The 16,587-nt window shown below is 61.8% G+C and carries 10 protein-coding genes and 1 pseudogene; 10 read left to right on the top strand and 1 reads right to left on the bottom strand.

Going from position 1 to position 16,587, the window contains the following annotated elements:
- Positions 1-84 precede the first annotated feature (84 nt).
- From ASE89_RS07105 to ASE89_RS07135, 7 genes are all read left to right on the top strand, one after another.
- On the top strand, positions 85-3,516 hold the full coding sequence (locus ASE89_RS07105) for a glycoside hydrolase family 2 (protein WP_056675569.1): 3,432 nt from the start codon (positions 85-87) through the stop codon (positions 3,514-3,516).
- Entirely contained in the window at positions 3,480-4,487 is a 1,008-nt protein-coding gene (locus tag ASE89_RS07110) for an ROK family protein (protein ID WP_236701657.1), read from the top strand. Before ASE89_RS07105 ends, ASE89_RS07110 begins: the two co-directional genes overlap by 37 nt.
- Before the next feature lie 311 nt (positions 4,488-4,798).
- Positions 4,799-5,944, top strand: coding sequence for a hypothetical protein (locus ASE89_RS07115; RefSeq protein WP_056675571.1), 1,146 nt, complete (start codon positions 4,799-4,801; stop codon positions 5,942-5,944).
- Between the two features lie 106 nt (positions 5,945-6,050).
- A complete protein-coding gene (locus tag ASE89_RS07120; RefSeq protein WP_031440594.1) occupies positions 6,051-7,364 on the top strand; it encodes a gluconate:H+ symporter in 1,314 nt (437 codons plus the stop codon).
- A 41-nt stretch (positions 7,365-7,405) separates the two neighbouring features.
- Positions 7,406-8,566 carry a mannonate dehydratase gene (gene uxuA / locus ASE89_RS07125; protein WP_082451357.1) on the top strand — a complete coding sequence of 387 codons (1,161 nt, stop codon included), beginning with the start codon at positions 7,406-7,408 and terminating at the stop codon, positions 8,564-8,566.
- The gene (locus ASE89_RS07130; RefSeq protein WP_236701658.1) at positions 8,563-12,039 is read left to right on the top strand and encodes a glycosyl hydrolase 2 galactose-binding domain-containing protein; all 3,477 of its coding nucleotides are present in this window, start codon (positions 8,563-8,565) and stop codon (positions 12,037-12,039) included. Before uxuA ends, ASE89_RS07130 begins: the two co-directional genes overlap by 4 nt.
- Before the next feature lie 122 nt (positions 12,040-12,161).
- Positions 12,162-12,986 (top strand): class I mannose-6-phosphate isomerase, encoded by an 825-nt coding sequence (locus ASE89_RS07135; RefSeq protein WP_031440597.1) that lies wholly within the window; start codon positions 12,162-12,164, stop codon positions 12,984-12,986.
- A gap of 131 nt (positions 12,987-13,117) precedes the next feature.
- Here ASE89_RS07135 and ASE89_RS19665 read toward each other — a convergent pair.
- Positions 13,118-14,077, bottom strand: a pseudogene (locus ASE89_RS19665) (IS481 family transposase).
- Between the two features lie 133 nt (positions 14,078-14,210).
- Between ASE89_RS19665 and ASE89_RS07150 the strand changes: the two are divergent.
- The 3 genes from ASE89_RS07150 (at position 14,211) to ASE89_RS19670 (ending at position 16,242) form a co-directional block, all read left to right on the top strand.
- Positions 14,211-15,521, top strand: coding sequence for a sugar porter family MFS transporter (locus ASE89_RS07150; protein WP_031440599.1), 1,311 nt, complete (start codon positions 14,211-14,213; stop codon positions 15,519-15,521).
- Between the two features lie 85 nt (positions 15,522-15,606).
- Complete coding sequence (locus tag ASE89_RS21440) at positions 15,607-15,732, top strand: hypothetical protein (RefSeq protein ID WP_269082954.1); 126 nt, start codon at positions 15,607-15,609, stop codon at positions 15,730-15,732.
- 192 nt (positions 15,733-15,924) lie between these two features.
- Positions 15,925-16,242 (top strand): hypothetical protein, encoded by a 318-nt coding sequence (locus ASE89_RS19670; RefSeq protein WP_031440600.1) that lies wholly within the window; start codon positions 15,925-15,927, stop codon positions 16,240-16,242.
- Positions 16,243-16,587: the final 345 nt, after the last annotated feature.

The raw sequence follows: 16,587 nt of genomic DNA on the forward strand, positions 1-16,587 counted from the left end.
GGTGCTATCCCTGTCATCGACGATCGATCATGGCTGCCCCGAACTGGTAGGCAGCAAATGGTTTTGACGCCTGAGGGAGGAAGCATGAAGTATTTGGCGGTAGCGCTTGCGGCAACGGCGCTTAGCGGGTGGCAGGCCTCGGCTAGCGAGCCATCAGCCGTCGTGGGCGGTCCCATCAACGTCGACATCGCGCGTGGCGGCGACAGCGTTAAGGTCCCAATCGCGGCGCGGTCAGCGAACGCTACGGCTCGAACCGGTGACTTCACACTGAGCGGGTGGGTATTGCCCAAGGACGCTTCGGCAGCGGATGCGCCGCTGATGGCGCAAGCTGATCAGGGGAAGGTCGCGTTCGCGCTGAACCTGGTCAAGGGGCGTCCTACCTTCATTGCGGGCTCGACCAGAATTACCGCCAATGCGACGATGCCGGTCGGGCGTTGGACCCATTTTGCGGTGATCAACGATGCCAATGGCCTCGTCCTGTACGTCAATGGCAGAACCGCGGGGCGGGCACGACGCCTAGAAGGGTTCGCTTTCCAGGGATCGATGACTGTCGCGCCACGCCAGTCCGGCTACCAGACGTTCGCAGGCCGCTTGGCGGACGTTCGCCTGGACCAGTCCGGGACCCCGTCAGCAACGATCGAATCTGAGGCGGGTCGGCTTCCTAATCCGGATCTCATCGGCTTCGCGACGAACAGCCCGGAATGGCCGGTGCAGAAGAAGCAGCAGATCGGTATGGAGGCACCTCAGTCCGCCGATACGCTCCCGAAGTCAGGTGCGCCCTTTTCGGCTCCGATCGCCAAGCCGATCCCGGATCTGCCGGTTCTGGCGAGGGGCGCCGACGGGCGCTGGACGCTGAACGGCTGGCGCCTCGTTGCCGCACCGGACATCCACGACGCAGGAGCGGTCGTGTCCAGGGCTGGATACGACGTCAGCCGCTGGCACGTCGCCACGGTGCCGGGAACCGTCCTGACGACTTTGGTAGATCGGGGCGTCTATCCTGATCCTGGTTACGGCCTCAACAACATGGCCATTCCGGAGAAGCTCAGCCGGCAGGCCTACTGGTATCGCACACAGTTCCGCGTGCCAGTGGGAGAAGCCGCGACGAACACGTTCCTCACGTTCAAGGGGATCAACTATGCCGCGGAGATCTGGGTCAACGGGCAGATCGTCGGCGATGTGAAGGGCGCATTCGTTCGGGGCCGCTTCGACATCTCGAAGGTGGCCGCGCCTGGCACCATTGTCGCAGTCGCCGTGAAGATCCTTCCCCCGCCCCATCCCGGCATCGCCCAGGAGGAGTCCTTGAAGGCCGGTGCCGGCGAGAACGGTGGCATGCTCGTCCTTGACGGCCCCACCTTTGTCGCAGCCGAAGGCTGGGACTGGATACCGTCCATCCGCGATCGGAACATGGGGATCTGGCAGCCCGTGCTGATCGAACAGGTCAGCGCGGCGAGGATAGGCGATCCGCAGATCGTCACGACGCTTCCAAAGCCTGACAACAGCCTCGCGAACGTCGAGGTTCGCGTTCCGGTCGAGAACCTTACGGATCAGCCTGTCGAAACCGTCGTGCGCGCGAGCTTCGACGACGTCGCCGTCAGCCGTTCCGTTCAACTCGCCCCGCGGCAGAAGACCGTCGTCGCGTTCATGCCCGGCGAGTTCCCGCAACTCACCGTCCGGAACCCGCTACTCTGGTGGCCTAACGGCTACGGCAAGCCGAACCTCCACGATCTGCGCATCGAGACGTCGATCGCAGGGAGGAAGTCCGACGAGCGCACGACGCGCTTCGGGATCCGGCAGGTGACCTACGACATGTCGTTGATGGACGATGCGGGAGAGCTGCGTCGGGTCGGCATCGATCTTTCTCGCGCCAGATCGATGGGACAGCATATCGTCGATGGCACTCACGACGGAATCCGCAAGGTCAAGGGCGGCTGGGCCGCATCCCTGGCGCCAGGTGCGCTCAAGTCGGCCGCGGTAAAGCGGATCGATGGCGAAGAGGAGCTCGCGCCGCATCTCGTCATCCGCGTGAACGGCGTCCGCATCGCCGCTCGGGGCGGGAACATCGGCATGGACGATTTCATGAAGCGCATCGAGCGCGACCGACTGGAGCCTTTCTTCCGCCTGCACCGTGATGGCAACATGAACATCATCCGCAACTGGGTCGGCCAGAACACCGAGGACGTGTTCTTTGATCTGGCGGACGAATATGGCCTGATGGTTCTCAACGATTTCTGGGAATCGACACAGGATTACAACCAGCAGGTCGACGATGTGCCCCTGTTCATGAACAATGCGCAGGACGTCGTGGCCCGGTATCGGAATCACCCATCGATCGTTGCGTGGATCGGCCGGAACGAGGGTGTTCCGCAGCCGTCGCTCAACGTTGCTTTGCAGTCGCTGATTGAAAAGGAGGACGGAACCCGGCTTTACATGGGCTCCTCCAATAACGTGAATCTTGCCGGAAGCGGGCCCTATGACTGGCGGGAACCCGAAACCTACTTCACCGAGCATGCCAAGGGTTTTGCGGTGGAACTCGGCACGCCGTCATTCCCTACTCTGGAAAGCTGGAAGCGCGCGATCCCGAAGGAGGATCTCTGGCCGATCAGCGACGCATGGGCCTACCACGACTGGCATCAGGATCGGGGCGGATCGGTCAAGACCTACATGGACGCCATGCGCGTCCGTTTCGGTGAGCCGACCAGCCTTGAGGACTTCAGCGGCAAGGCACAGCTTCTTCAGTATGACTCGCATCGGGCGATCTTTGAAGGGTTCAACGCCGGCATCTGGAAGACGAACAGCGCTCGGATGCTGTGGATGACCCAACCTGCCTGGCCGTCCAGCGCATGGAACATCTTCAGCTCGGATTACGATACGCAGGCGTCCTACTACGCGGTCCAGAAGTCGTCGGAACCGGTCCACGTGCAGATGAACCTGCCGGATCACAAAATCGTGGTGGTAAACAACACGCTCGAACCGCTGCGCGGGCTGAAGGTTCGAGTGAGGATGACCGATCTGCAAGGCAAGGTCATCGCGGATCGTTCCGTGCAGTTGGATGCAGCTGGCGAAGGCGTTTCAGACGCCATGACGATCGCTCCTGAAACGTTGAGTTCGAATCCGGTGACGCTGGTCAGTCTCGAAGCCATGGATGCAAAGGGCACGAGCCTCTCGCGAAACTTCTATTGGGAGGGCCGCCAGCCATCAGACCTGAAGGGTATGACGGCGATGCCTAAGGTCGGACTGACGGCGTCCACGACGGCACGGATCGACGGAACGGAGACAGCCGCTACCATCACGCTTCGCAATGCCACTCAGACGCCGATCATCGAGGCGAAGGCCACGCTTTTCGACGCATCCGGAAAACAGGTTTTGCCAGCCTACTTCACCGACAACTACGTCTCTCTTCTCCCAGGAGAAGAACGGGTGATCGCCGTGCGATACCCGACGAGCCGCGCGACCGGATCGGTGAGCGTTCGCCTGAGCGGATGGAACGTGATGCCTTCGACGGTGGTGGTGCAATGATGGAGATGCACACTCAGGACATCCGTGCTGGGGCTAAGCCAGTTCGCGGGGACTGCATCGTCGGGATAGAGCTCGGCGGCACCAAGATCATCTGCACGCTGGCCCGAGGCCATGACGACATCGTCGAGACAAGAAGACTTGCGACGCGCGACCCTCTCTCGACGCTCGCCGACATCGAGAGGATACTTGATGGCTGGATGCGGACCCACGATGTGCGGGCGCTCGGCATAGGCAGCTTCGGGCCGATTGAACTGAACCGGTCGTCCGACGACTTCGGCCGCATTGGGAAGACGACCAAACCCGGATGGCATGGCGCGGACGTGGTCCAGCGGCTGATGCGACGCTACGATGTCCCGACCGGGGCCGATACAGACGTGAACGCGGCAGCGCTGGCCGAAGGTCGATGGGGTGCAGCCCGAGGACTTTCGAGCTGGACCTACATTACCGTTGGCACGGGGGTGGGTGCAGGCATCGTGGTTGGTGGGCAGACCGTTCATGGGCTCGGCCATCCCGAGGCGGGACACATGCTCGTGAGGCGCGAGCCTGGTGATGAGTGGGAAGGCGCATGCCCGTTCCACGGGGACTGCGTCGAAGGTCTGGTTTCCGGTCCGGCGATAGAAAGGCGGACCGGCATGTCAGGTGACGCCATCGCGGACGATCACCCGGTATGGGAGCACGTCGCGGATGCGTTGGCTACCATGATGCACAACATGCTCTTCACTGTCGTGCCGGAGCGCATTCTGTTGGGAGGTGGCGTCCCATCTCGGCGGCCGTTCCTTATCCCCATGATCCGCAGCCGGCTGGAACCGCGGATGGGCGGCTATGCCGGTTCGGATGCGATCACGGCGCAGCTCGAGACGCTGCTGGTAGCGCCGGGTCTTGGCGACGAAGCTGGTCCGCTGGGCTCGCTCGCTCTGGCCTTGGACGCCTTGGATGCAACGGTAACACCGAACGCTGCCACCTACGCCTGATCCTCGAAGGTCGCCCACGACCAACGCGGACAGCCTCGAGATTGAGAGGAAAATCGATGAACCTCCACCAAAGACGCCTTCGGCTAGCTTCGTTGTGCGGCATCGCCATCCTGGCGTTCAGTGCTGCACAAGGCAGCGCTCAGGACCCGTCCGAAGTTGTGGATCGAGGAGAGTCTGCCGCAACGGGGCCGCACAACTCCGTCATCAAGCTTCGTTGAAAAGGGCTGCCGCTTGCGGTGGCTGATTTGGGTCGTGGCTCGCGATGGAAGTCCGAGCCCGCGACATTCTTTTAGCAGTGGAGACAGTGCGTCATGCTGCACGGGATAAATCTGGAAGTCGCGGCCGAGTGGAACCGGCGGATGTTACTGCAAATCCTTCGAACGTCCGGTCAGAAGACCCGGCGGGAGCTTGCAGCCGTCACCGGCCTCTCCATGCCGGCGATTGCGAACATCGCAGGTCTTCTGATCAAGGACGGCTTCGTCCAGGAATCCGGTCGGACGAGTGGTAACAGGGGCCAACCGGCAATCCGACTGCAGATGGTGAAGGAACGGGCGATCTGTATCGGCGTCGATGTCGGTTCCTCCAGGATGCGTCTCGTCGCCGTCAATCTGGCCGGACAGGTCGTTCACCGACGGACACAGGCGCTAGATGTTGCCGACGAGGCGGTGGTTTGCGCTACGATCGTCGACGCCGTCGCTCAACTCACTGCCAGCGGGATCGTCGACGCGCGCAAGGTCATCGGCGTCGCCGTGGCGCGGTGTGGTTCTTGGATCGACCATGCAGATCGGGGGGAAGCCGCCACCAACGCGATCGTTAGGCTCGGTGGGCGCGCGGATCAGCCTGCCTTGGAAAACGAGCTGACTTTCGTCTCAAGCTACGACGCATTGGCGGCGATGGAGCCATTTCAAAGGACCGATCATGAGGCAGAGCGCTTCGGGTACGTTCATCTCAGTAACACACCCTCGCTCGTGACAGTCACCGGACGGTCCACGGGGCATCTTCATGTAGAGGCCAAGCGCATTCCGCAGGGTGCGAAAATCGCCGCAAGGTTGCACGCGGCAAGTGAAGCAAAGCCAACCGCCACTACGACGACTGATGGCACTGACACGGTGGCCGATTGCGCAGGGGATCTTCATCTCGCTCTGCACGAGGCATATGGCAGGTCGGTACCCACAACGTTGTACGTGGGAGGTTACGTCACGGATCTGGTCGCTGTCGATCTAGCCACGGCGCTTGGCAAACTCCGCGGAAGCGGATCGATGGTATGTCCGGCAACCACCCCCGATTACGCCGTCGCCATCGGGGCTGCCGCAATGCTGATCGAAGATCGCCTCATGCCTCAGGGCGTGCTCTGCCCGAAGATCAACGACGACATCGGGGGAGAGCTGGAGACGCTGGGTCGATTCAGTTCCCAATCCGACAACTGTGAACCATCTGACCGAGGGGTAGCGAATTGATCGCGTCGATCATGCTGTCGCCGATGAGTAGCGGTTCGGAAGGATCCGTGGATCGGCATGTTTCCGAACCAGGTTTTCAGCGCAACGTGATCCGCCGGGGCTCAATATGACCCTGCTTGCCGTGCTGGTCGCGGTGGGGACGCTCGTGCTTCTGATCTCCGTCGTCAAGCTGCATCCCTTCGTGGCGTTCCTTATCGCCGCAATCGTCGCGGCCCTGCTGCTCGGGCGTCCGATGACCAGCATCACCACCAGCTTGAACCACGGTATCGGTGACATGCTCGGCTCCCTGACCGCGATCCTGTGTCTTGGAGCCATGTTCGGAAGAATCGTCGCTGACAGCGGTGCTGCACGCAGGATCGCGGACACGCTGATACGCATTGCGGGGATAAAGCGGATAACGCTTGCTCTGGCGGCCTCCGGGTTCCTTGTCGGGATTCCGCTGTTTTACAACGTCGGCTTCGTCCTGATGGTGCCACTCATCCTGTCGGTCCAGCAGCGCTCGAGCCTGCCTGCGGTATATCTCGGAATACCGATGCTGGCTGGTCTGTCGATCGCCCATGGGTTTCTGCCGCCCCATCCCTCCCCCACCGCGCTCGTCGGGCTTTTTGGCGCGAACATGGGGAGGACCCTCGTCTATGGGCTGATCGTCGGGATCCCCACGCTGCTGATTGCCGGGCCGTTGTTCGCGCATACGCTGAAGGGCGTAGTGGCGAGGCCGCATATGTCCCGGCCGGACAGTAGCTCGCAAAGTCTTCATGTTCCCGGCGTCGCCGCCAGTTTCGGAGTCGCGCTCCTGCCGGTCGCGCTGCTAGCCGGTGCAACCCTCCTCACGTCCTTCGACGGCATGCGACCGGAGGTGCTGATGTCGGCTGCCGTCGCAGGCGATGCGAACGTGGTGATGCTCAGTTCGCTACTCATCGCGACCATCGTGCTCGGCGTTGCGCAAGGCAGACGCGCTTCCGACCTGTCCGCAGGCTCGGTCGAGGCCATCAAGGACATCGCCGGCATTCTTCTCGTCATTGCAGGCGCTGGCGCGCTCAAGCAGGTGTTCATTGACGGCGGGGCGGATGTTGCGCTGGCCGGCTGGCTTTCAGGACTTCACGTTCCGCCTCTCGTTCTCGGTTGGACCATCGCCCTCGCGATCCGGCTGGCTCTGGGGTCGGCCACGGTGGCAGGCTTGACCGCGGCCGGCATGGTGCAGCCGTTGGTGGCCTCGCAGCACGTCGATCCCAGTCTGATGGTTCTCGCCATAGGCGCCGGCAGCCTGATGTGCAGCCACGTCAACGACTCCGGCTTCTGGATGTTCAAGGAATACTTCGGACTGAGCCTGGCGGACACCTTCCGGTCCTGGTCGGTCATGGAGACCCTGGTCGGCGTGTTCGGCCTGATTTTCACTCTCATGCTGAGCCTAATCGTATGATCGATCGGTCCCTTTCGTTTCCATACTTTATGGAACAGACGATGCGGTGGTTCGGCCCGCGTGACCCTGTCTCGCTTTCCGACATTCGACAGGCCGGATGCACGGGCGTCGTCACGGCCCTCCACGAGGTGCCCAACGGCGCGGTGTGGCCTGTCGAGGCGATCGCGCATCGCAAGGCGCTCATCGAGCAGGCCGGTCTCAGGTGGTCGGTGGTCGAAAGCCTGCCGGTTCACGAGGCGATCAAGCGTGGCGGCCCGGGCCGGGATGACGCGTTGGCGAACTACAAAAAGAGCCTGGTCAACCTCCATGCATGTGGCGTCACGACAGTGACCTACAACTTCATGCCGCTTCTCGACTGGACGCGGACCGATCTTGCCTACGAGCTTCCCGATGGCGCGTTGGCCTTGAGGTTCGAACCAGAAGCGCTGGCGGCCTACGACATTCATATCCTGCACCGCCCTTCGGCCGAACGGAGCTATTCCGATCACGTCAAGGCTCGCGCCGCAGTCTATTTCGCTTCGATGGACAGCGCGGCGCGCCACTGCCTGGAGCGTACGATCATCGCCGGACTTCCCGGTAGCGAGGAAAGCTTTGGTTCCGCGGAATTCCTTGCGGCGATAGAAGGCTATCGCGAGATCGACGCGCAGACCCTGCGTGAAAACCTCTTTGGCTTCCTGCGCGAAGTATGCCCGCTCGCGGACGATCTCGGCATGCGACTGGTGATCCACCCTGACGATCCGCCCTTCGAGCTTTTCGGCTTGCCGCGAGTGGTCGGGTCGGCAGACGACTTGGACAAACTGTTTGCCGCTGTGCCCAACGTCTCGAACGGTCTCTGCTTCTGCGTCGGCTCTTTCGGCGTCGCCGCGCAGAACGATCTTCCCGCGATGATGCGCCGCTTCGGCGACCGTGTTCACTTTCTCCATCTCAGAAACGTGCGGCGCGAAGCAGGTGGCGGATTCCACGAGGCCGCACACCTAGGTGGGTCCAGTGACATGGTCGCGATCATGAAGGCCATCCGTTCGATATCGATGTCGGGACGGCGTTCGATCCCGATGCGTCCAGATCACGGTCACCGGATGCTCGACGACCTGAAGAAGTCGGGAAGCGACCCTGGCTATTCCGCGATTGGGCGGCTCAGGGGGCTCGCCGAACTGCGCGGGCTTGAAATCGGCATTGCCGCCCATGAAGGAGAATCGCAGTGAAGCGCATCGTTTCGAAGAGCGTCCTTCTGGCGGTAGTGGCCGGAGGAGCGGTCCCCGGAACCGCGCAGCAGGTCGACTGGGCTTCCCCGCGACTCCAGCAGCCGAAAATGGATGCGTTTGGCCCCTACGACGCCGAGTTCATCGCTGGTGGGGACACCATATCGAAGCGCGCTCAGGGCTATGCCGAAGGCGAGCACATTCCCGCAGGCGCGGCATGGACGATGTCTGCCTGGATCAAACCGGCAAGGCTCGTGCCTGGCCGGGTCGAGGTCGCCGGCGTCGGCAGGCCCGGGGACGATGCTTCGCGCTCGTTGGATCTGGTCGATGGACGATTGGGCTTATCAATGGGTGGACGATCCCTTCGAGGCGGTGGGGCGCTCGAGATCGGCAGATGGCACCACGTGGTCGCAGTCAGCGACGGCGGAACAGCCCGTCTCTACGTCAATGGGCGCGAAGTAGGTAAAGGGACCACGTCGGCGTCCTCGCCCGAAGCGCTGATCGTGCTCGGCTCGCGCACGCTCGGCAAGCCAGGCTATGCTGGCCGCCTCGCGGCTTTTGTTGCCACTCCGCAGGCCTACTCCGCCGAACGGATACGTGCTGAGGCTGCAGTCGTGCCGGACGAGAATTTTGTCCGTTTCGAGACAAACAGCCCCAGTTGGCCTCTTCAGGTGCGAACGCAGTACGGCGAGGCCGTGCCGCAGCGTGCCTGGACCCTTCCGAAGGGCATCGCGCCGTTCTCGCAACCTCAGCCCTCGCCCGCGGTGGAAGGCAGCCCGCTGATTCCGGTTCGAGATGGCCTGTTCGCGGTCAACGGCTGGAGAATGGTCGAAGCTCCGAACGTCTCGAGCACGCCGAAGCTGCTGTCGAGCCCTGGCTACGATGCGAGCAAATGGTTTCACGCGACGGTCCCCGGAACCGCGCTGACGACCCTGGTCGATCGTGGGGTCTATCCGGACCCGCGCGTGGGACTGAACAACATGGCCATCCCCGAACGGCTTGCGCGGCAGGACTACTGGTATCGGACTGAATTCACCCTTCCTCGAACGGAAGAGGGCAAGAGGCAGCGGCTTGTTCTGAACGGCGTCAACTATCATGCCGACGTCTGGGTCAATGGTCGACGGGTGGGAGACGTCAAAGGCGCTTTCGTGCGAGGTCGGTTCGACGTTACGAGCCTGCTGATGCCCGGTAGGTCGAACGCGATCGCCATCCGCGTATCCCCGCCGCCCCATCCCGGCATCCCCCATGAGCAGTCGATGACGGGCGGGCGGGGCGAGAATGGCGGCGCCATGATGATCGATGGCCCGACCTTCACCGCCAGCGAGGGGTGGGATTGGATACCCGGCATCCGCGACCGCAACACCGGGTTATGGCAAGGCGTCGAACTGCAATCCACAGGTGCCCTGGCTATCGGTGATCCCGAAGTGTCCACGGATCTGCCCAAGGACGATAACTCGCTTGCGGATGTCTTCATCGACGTGCCTGTGACGAACGTTAGTGATACCGCGCTGAATACGACCGTGAGCGCCGCCTTCGACGATGTCTCCGTAGCTCGCCGGATCAGCGTTCCGCCTAGGTCGACCGTGACGGCGCGGTTCACCCCATCGGAACACGCCGCCCTGCACGTTCGGAACCCGAAGCTCTGGTGGCCAAACGGATATGGCGCCCCGGCGCTGCACCAGCTCAGGCTTGCCGTGGATGCTGGGGGCACGGTGTCCGATCGACGGCAGCTGTCCTTCGGAATGCGCAAGGTGACCTACGAACTGTCCTCGCTTGATCAGCACGGTGACCTGGAGCGCGTCGATGTCGATCTCGCGCAGGCGAAGCGACTTGGGACCCCGATCATCGACGAGCGGAACGCGGCTCTTCGAAAGGTCCCAAATGGGTGGGCGAACTCGTTGCGGCCCGGTTCCGAGCTGTCACCGGCGGTCCGCAAGGTTGTCAGCGACCCGCGCCTTTCTCCGAACCTCGTCCTGAGGGTTAACGGAGTCCGGATCGCGGCGCGTGGCGGCAACTGGGGCATGGACGAGATGATGAAACGGGTGGGGAGAGAGCGGCTCGAACCCTATTTTCGCCTTCACCGCGACGCCGGTCTGAACATCATCCGAAACTGGATGGGCCAGAGCACTGAGGAGAACTTTTTCCAGCTCGCCGACGAATACGGCATGATGGTCCTCAACGATTTCTGGGAGTCCACGCAGGACAACAACGCGGAAGCCGAGGACGTCCCTCTGTTCCTGGAGAACGCGCGCGACGTCGTCCGACGTTTCAGGACCCATCCGTCTATCGTTATGTGGATCGGTCGTAACGAGGGCGTACCTCAGCCGATCCTGCAGACGGCGTTGCAGGACATGATCTGGGAGGAGGATGGAGGCCGACTTTACAAGGGTTCGTCACGGATCATAAACCTCGGCGGATCCGGGCCATACAACTGGCGTTCCCCGGAAGGCTACTTCACCGATTTCGCGAAGGGCTTCGCGGTCGAAGTAGGCACGCCGAGCTTTCCCACGCTCGAAGCGTGGCAGAGGGCGGTCCCCGGGGCCGATCAATGGCCTATAAACGACACTTGGGCCTACCATGACTGGCATCAGGAGCGAGCGGTCTCAGTGGCCAGCTTTATGGATGCGATGAAGCTGCGCTTGGGGGAGGCGACGAGCCTGACCGACTTCGAGCGCAAGGCTCAGCTGCTGAACTACGAGTCCCATCGTGCGATCTTCGAGGGCATGAATGCCGGGCTGTGGAGAACGAACAGCGCCCGCATGCTCTGGATGTCGCATCCCGCATGGCCATCGGCGAATTTTCAGATCTATTCGTCCGACTACGACACGCACGCTTCTTTCTATGGAACGCGTAAGGGGACGGAGCCCATCCATATACAGATGAACCTGCCGGATCGCAGCCTAACGCTGGTGAACACCACCAATGCCCCGTTGCAGGATGTCACGGTCACCGCTCGCATCGTATCGCCCAGCGGGCAGGAACTAGCCACGAAGTCGGCCGTGGTTAGCGTCGCAGCCGATGACATAGCCGATATACGTAATCTCGACGTCGGTAGGGATGGCGGATTGAGGTTCGTCAAGCTCACGGCGACGAGCGCCAAAGGCGTTCTGTTGTCTGAAAATCTCTACTGGGATGCGAGCGATCCGGCAGCGTTCAAGGCGCTCGACGACCTGCGTAAGGTCCGATTGGATATCGCGTTTGGTGGCACGTCACCGAATTCCGATGCTGGGATCGACGTCATCATACGCAACACGTCCACTTCCCCCGTGCTCCAAGCAAAGCTGACGCCGTTCGATGCGGCGGGAGTGCAGATACTACCTGCCTACTTCACGGACAACTACGTCTCCCTTCTCCCCGGCGAAACGAGACGACTGCGTCTGCAGATACCGGCTGACCGGAAGCTCGGTGAGCTTCAGGTCCGGGGCTGGAACGTCGAACCCGCGTCGCTTTCCTTTTCCTCCCGAAAGGGCGGCTGAAAACCGGGAGAGAACGTCGGCTCGACCAGAGATCCGAATCCACCTCTTCCTGCCCACCTTCTGCGAATGGCCGGCCAAGAGGGCCTGCCACCCCACCCTTCTTGATCAGGAATATACACGACATGCCTGCTGAGCTGCTCACGACGAAACGAGTGGAGAAACCTTGGGGTCGCCGCAACCTCTACGGGGGCTTCACGGACCCGGCCGAGAACGACGAACCGATCGGGGAGATCTGGTTTCAATCCTCCGAACTGTCCGACCCGGAGCTTCTGATCAAGTATTTGTTCACCAGCGAAAAGCTATCCGTGCAGAATCATCCCTCGGACATGGAAGCCGCAAAACGTGGCCTTCCGCGTGGCAAGGACGAGTGCTGGATCATACTCGACGCGGAGCCAGACTCGACGATTGCTTTAGGTCCTTTGGAACCCATGACCCGAGAGGTTCTCCGCACAAGCGCAGAAAACGGCACCTTGGAAGGCAGACTGGACTGGAAGCCGGCCAAGCCAGGCGACTTCTTTTATTCGAAGTCGGGTGTCGTCCATGCGATCGGGGCGGGTCTCACGCTGATCGAGGTCCAGCAGAACTCCGATACGACCTATCGTCTGTTCGACTACGGCCGACCGAGGGAGCTCCATCTGGACGACGGCGTCGCTGTAGCGGAACTCGATCCTTGGACGGCGGAGCCCCAAGGCGGGGTCGTCGAACCCGGTCGTGAGATACTGGTCGAAGGCCCGACGTTCGTTCTCGAACGCTGGACCGGCGGTGATCGCAGGATCGATATGCCTGGGAATGCCCGAGGCTGGCTCGTTCCGGTACGCGGCACGGGAAGCGTAGGCGGGATCGCCTGGAAGGCAGGGGAATGTCTTATCGTGACGGGAAACGAGGATCTGGACGCATCGGACGATGCGGATCTCCTGTTTGCCTACCCTGGCGCGGCCCGGATTTGACCGGGTTAGAGGCGAGCGGACGCGACATGTCTCACGTCACTTGGGTTAGACGTGTTGCGTCGCGCAGCGACGATAGTGACGCCCCGCTGTTAGCGGGCCGCCTGATGGGTGCGGCTCGGTGTTGAGCGGGCTTAGGTGTTTAGTCCCGGCATCTGGTCGATCGGATCGACGATGAGCCTGTCAGGCTCTGACGTCCAGACTTTGGCGATGTATTCGTAAGGCGTGAGGCCACTGAGCGTCTTGAGCTGACGGGCGAAATTATAGGCTGCCATGAAGTCGGCTAGGTGCACCCGTAACTGCTCGTGGCTTTCATAATGGAAGCGTTTGACGGTCGCCTCCTTGATCGTGCGGTTCATCCGCTCCACCTGACCGTTGGTCCACGGGTGGTTCGGCTTGGTCAACCGGTACTCGATGTCGTTTGCTTCGCAGATCATGTCGAAGCGCATCTGACGCTATCAGGCGGTGTTACGGTTGCGCGGCTGCTCGGCAAACTGGATGCCGTTGTCAGTCAGGATCGTGCGAATCCGGTACGGCACCGCTTTCAGCAGGTCTTCAAGGAACTCCCACACCGTTCGTCGATCAGCCTTGTCGACGAGCTGAGTGACCGCGAACTTACTCGTGCGGTCGATGCCGACGAACAGGTAGAGTTTGCCTTCGGCTGTCTGAACCTCGGCGATATCAACGTGAAAAAAAGCCGATCGTGTAGCGCTTGAAGCGCTGTCGCTTTGGCTTGTCGCCTTCGATGTCCGGCAGACAGGAGATGCCATGCCGCTGCAGGCAGCGGTGCAGCGCTGACCGTGTCAGATGCGGATCGACGGCTGCAACGCATAGTGGCAATCGTCAAGCGGCAGGAGTGTGTGACGCCGGAATGCGACGACCGCTGCCTCCTCGGCTTCGGTTAAGGTCGTGGAGTAAGGGGCCATCGGCCCGGTCTTCAAATCCTCAACCGTCGCTCGCTTACGCCGATTCGCCACCGTCTTCGGGTTGATCCCGAACTCCCGGCTCAGCGTCGAGAGCGAAGCCTGCGATCGCTGTATTGCTGCTCTGACGGCGTGCGTGGTCGTGGCGCTCCCGTGACGTACCTGTCCCACATGGCTTCCTTCCATTCTGACGAAAGGATCGCACCATCAAACCGTGGGATCAAACACCTACCTCCCCCTTGCGAGGGGCGATTAGACGGTTGAATACTAGCCGGCGAAACCTTGAATGCCGGAGCGAAGACGAATGAATTTAACCCTGTTCCGCGGCGTCCTGGTCGGTGCGCTTGCCGGCCTGTTGTTCGGGTTCGACACCGCAGTGATCGCCGGCACCACCGAGGGGATCCGTACCGCGTTCGGCCTCGACGCGGCGGGGGTTGGCATCACCGTTTCTAGCGCGCTCTGGGGTACGCTGGCCGGTGCGCTGCTCGCGGGCGTGCCGGGCGATCGCTATGGCGCGCGCACTTCGCTTAAGGCAATCGCGCTGATCTACCTAATCTCAGGCATCGGTTGTTTCGCTGCGTGGAACTGGGGGGCGCTGCTCGCCTTCCGCGTGCTCGCCGGGTTTGCGGTCGGCGCATCTTCGGTGCTCGCCCCCGTCTATATCGCCGAGATCGCGCCTGCTGAAAAGCGCGGCATGATGGTCGGTGCGTTCCAACTCAATATCGTGCTCGGCATCCTCGTCGCCTATCTCAGCAACGCGATCGTCACCGGCATGAATCTGGGGGCGCTCGATTGGCACGTGAAGTTCGGCGTGACCGCGCTGCCTGCCCTTCTTCTCCTGGTTATGATGTTTACGATCCCCGACAGCCCGCGCTGGCTCGCCGCCCGCGGTCGCGAAACCGAAGCGGAAGCCGTCCTGCGTTCGCTCGGCGTCACCGATCCCGTCGCCAACGTCGCCAGCTACCGCCAGTCGAACGCCGCCGCTGTAGTGCTGAAGCCCCGCCTTAGCTGGGCGCGGCACCGTCGCCCGATCCTGCTCGCCTTCGCGATTGCCTCGTTCAACCAGCTCTCCGGCATCAACGCTATCCTCTATTACCTTAACGACATATTCGCCGCCGCGGGGTTCGACAGTGTTTCGGCGGATCGGCAGGCGATCGTGATCGGTGCGTGCAACTTGTTCTTCACCGCACTCGCACTGACCGTGATTGACAAGATCGGCCGCAAGACATTGCTACTTATAGGTGCGGCAGGGCTCACCGTCATGCTGTCGGGCGTTGCCTACGTCTTCCTCAGCGGCCAGCATCAGGACATGCTGTTGTGGCTGTTGATTGGCTTCATCGCCTTCTTCGCCTTCTCGCAGGGCGCGGTGATCTGGGTGTACATCAGCGAGATCTTCCCGACGGACGTCCGCTCGCGCGGGCAGAGCCTCGGCTCGTCGACGCACTGGTTCATGGACGCGATCATCGCGATGGCGTTCCCGCTGGTCGCCGCCTACTCGCGCGGCGCACCGTTCATCCTGTTCGCAGGCATGATGGCGCTCCAGTTCGCGGTGGTTCTCGCGTTTTTCCCCGAGACCAAGCGCCGCTCGCTCGAAGCGATCGAAACCGCACTTTGAGGCGCGGGCAGGCGCTGATCGCCGGTCTGCTAGCGCTCGCAGGGGGGGGGCAGCGCCTGGCCGAGACGAGGCGCTTGCGCCCGCCATGCGCGACCCGCTGCTACCGGGCTATTTCGCCGATCCAGCGATCGTCCGTGATCGCGGGGAACAGCTCGTCTTCGCGACGATCGATCCATCGGTGCCGACACGCCGGCCTGTGGCGCTTACGTAACTTCCGGGACTAACCGTCGAAGTGCACTTTTTGGAAAAAAGCCAATCCCGAGGTTACCGTCTTTTGGTGCGCTACACCCGATAGTTAGTGACACAGCGTTGCCTAGGAGAAGCAGACGCAAAGTCGCCGCGCCGCCCTCATGGATATGTTCGAAAATCCACGCGTTTTGAACGTTGTCACAGGGAGAGCATGATGCCCGATACGTTCAAACCAACTGCAAAAATCGCTTCCAATGCAAAGAAGGGGCTAAAGTTGCGCGATGAGTTTGGACGAGGCGGCACGGACGTCGGGGTTCGTCGTGCCGAGCAACTCGCAGCGCAAGGCGATGTGACTGCCGAAGATGTGAAGTCCATGCACAGCTACTTCGCTCGTCACGATGTCGATAAAGACGGCAAAACGCACGAGTGGGGATCAGACACCGATCCATCTGCCGGCTATATCGCTTGGCTTCTCTGGGGAGGCGATGAGGGCAAGCAATGGGCTGATCGACACGTCGAGAATCTCGACTAGGAGGCTGACGAAGCGGAAGATCACGATCGTCATTCGACCATGGTCCATCACCACTTTCAATGTGGAGCGCCGGCGCGATGCCGTTTCGGCTCATCACTCATGTAATTGATCGGCGCCTGTCAGATGTACGTTCTCCTTTTCGCCGCGGCCGCAGCGCTAGTGCAATCTCCGGTTGCCGGATCCGTTGTGAAGCCAGGCACGATAGCGATCGTGCGTGCCGATAGCTCGACTACTTCTCCCGCTATCACGAGAACGTTCACGGACGCGGTTCAACGAAACTTTCTTCGAACACCTTTCCTGCCCCTGCCCGACCCGAACCACAGTCTTTACGTCGCCAAGGTTGAG

Source organism: Sphingomonas sp. Leaf30, assembly GCF_001422525.1.
In the GTDB taxonomy this organism is placed as follows: Bacteria; Pseudomonadota; Alphaproteobacteria; order Sphingomonadales; family Sphingomonadaceae; genus Sphingomonas; species Sphingomonas aerolata.

Excerpts from the sequence above, each read along its gene's own strand:
- ASE89_RS19670 (WP_031440600.1), top strand. The coding sequence starts at position 15,925 with ATGCCCGATACGTTCAAACCAACTGCAAAAATCGCTTCCAATGCAAAG.
- ASE89_RS07115 (WP_056675571.1), top strand. The coding sequence starts at position 4,799 with ATGCTGCACGGGATAAATCTGGAAGTCGCGGCCGAGTGGAACCGGCGG.
- ASE89_RS07120 (WP_031440594.1), top strand. The coding sequence starts at position 6,051 with ATGACCCTGCTTGCCGTGCTGGTCGCGGTGGGGACGCTCGTGCTTCTG.
- ASE89_RS07135 (WP_031440597.1), top strand. The coding sequence starts at position 12,162 with ATGCCTGCTGAGCTGCTCACGACGAAACGAGTGGAGAAACCTTGGGGT.
- ASE89_RS07110 (WP_236701657.1), top strand. The coding sequence starts at position 3,480 with ATGGAACGTGATGCCTTCGACGGTGGTGGTGCAATGATGGAGATGCAC.
- ASE89_RS21440 (WP_269082954.1), top strand. The coding sequence starts at position 15,607 with ATGCGCGACCCGCTGCTACCGGGCTATTTCGCCGATCCAGCGATCGTC.
- uxuA (WP_082451357.1), top strand. The coding sequence starts at position 7,406 with ATGCGGTGGTTCGGCCCGCGTGACCCTGTCTCGCTTTCCGACATTCGA.
- ASE89_RS07105 (WP_056675569.1), top strand. The coding sequence starts at position 85 with ATGAAGTATTTGGCGGTAGCGCTTGCGGCAACGGCGCTTAGCGGGTGG.
- ASE89_RS07150 (WP_031440599.1), top strand. The coding sequence starts at position 14,211 with ATGAATTTAACCCTGTTCCGCGGCGTCCTGGTCGGTGCGCTTGCCGGC.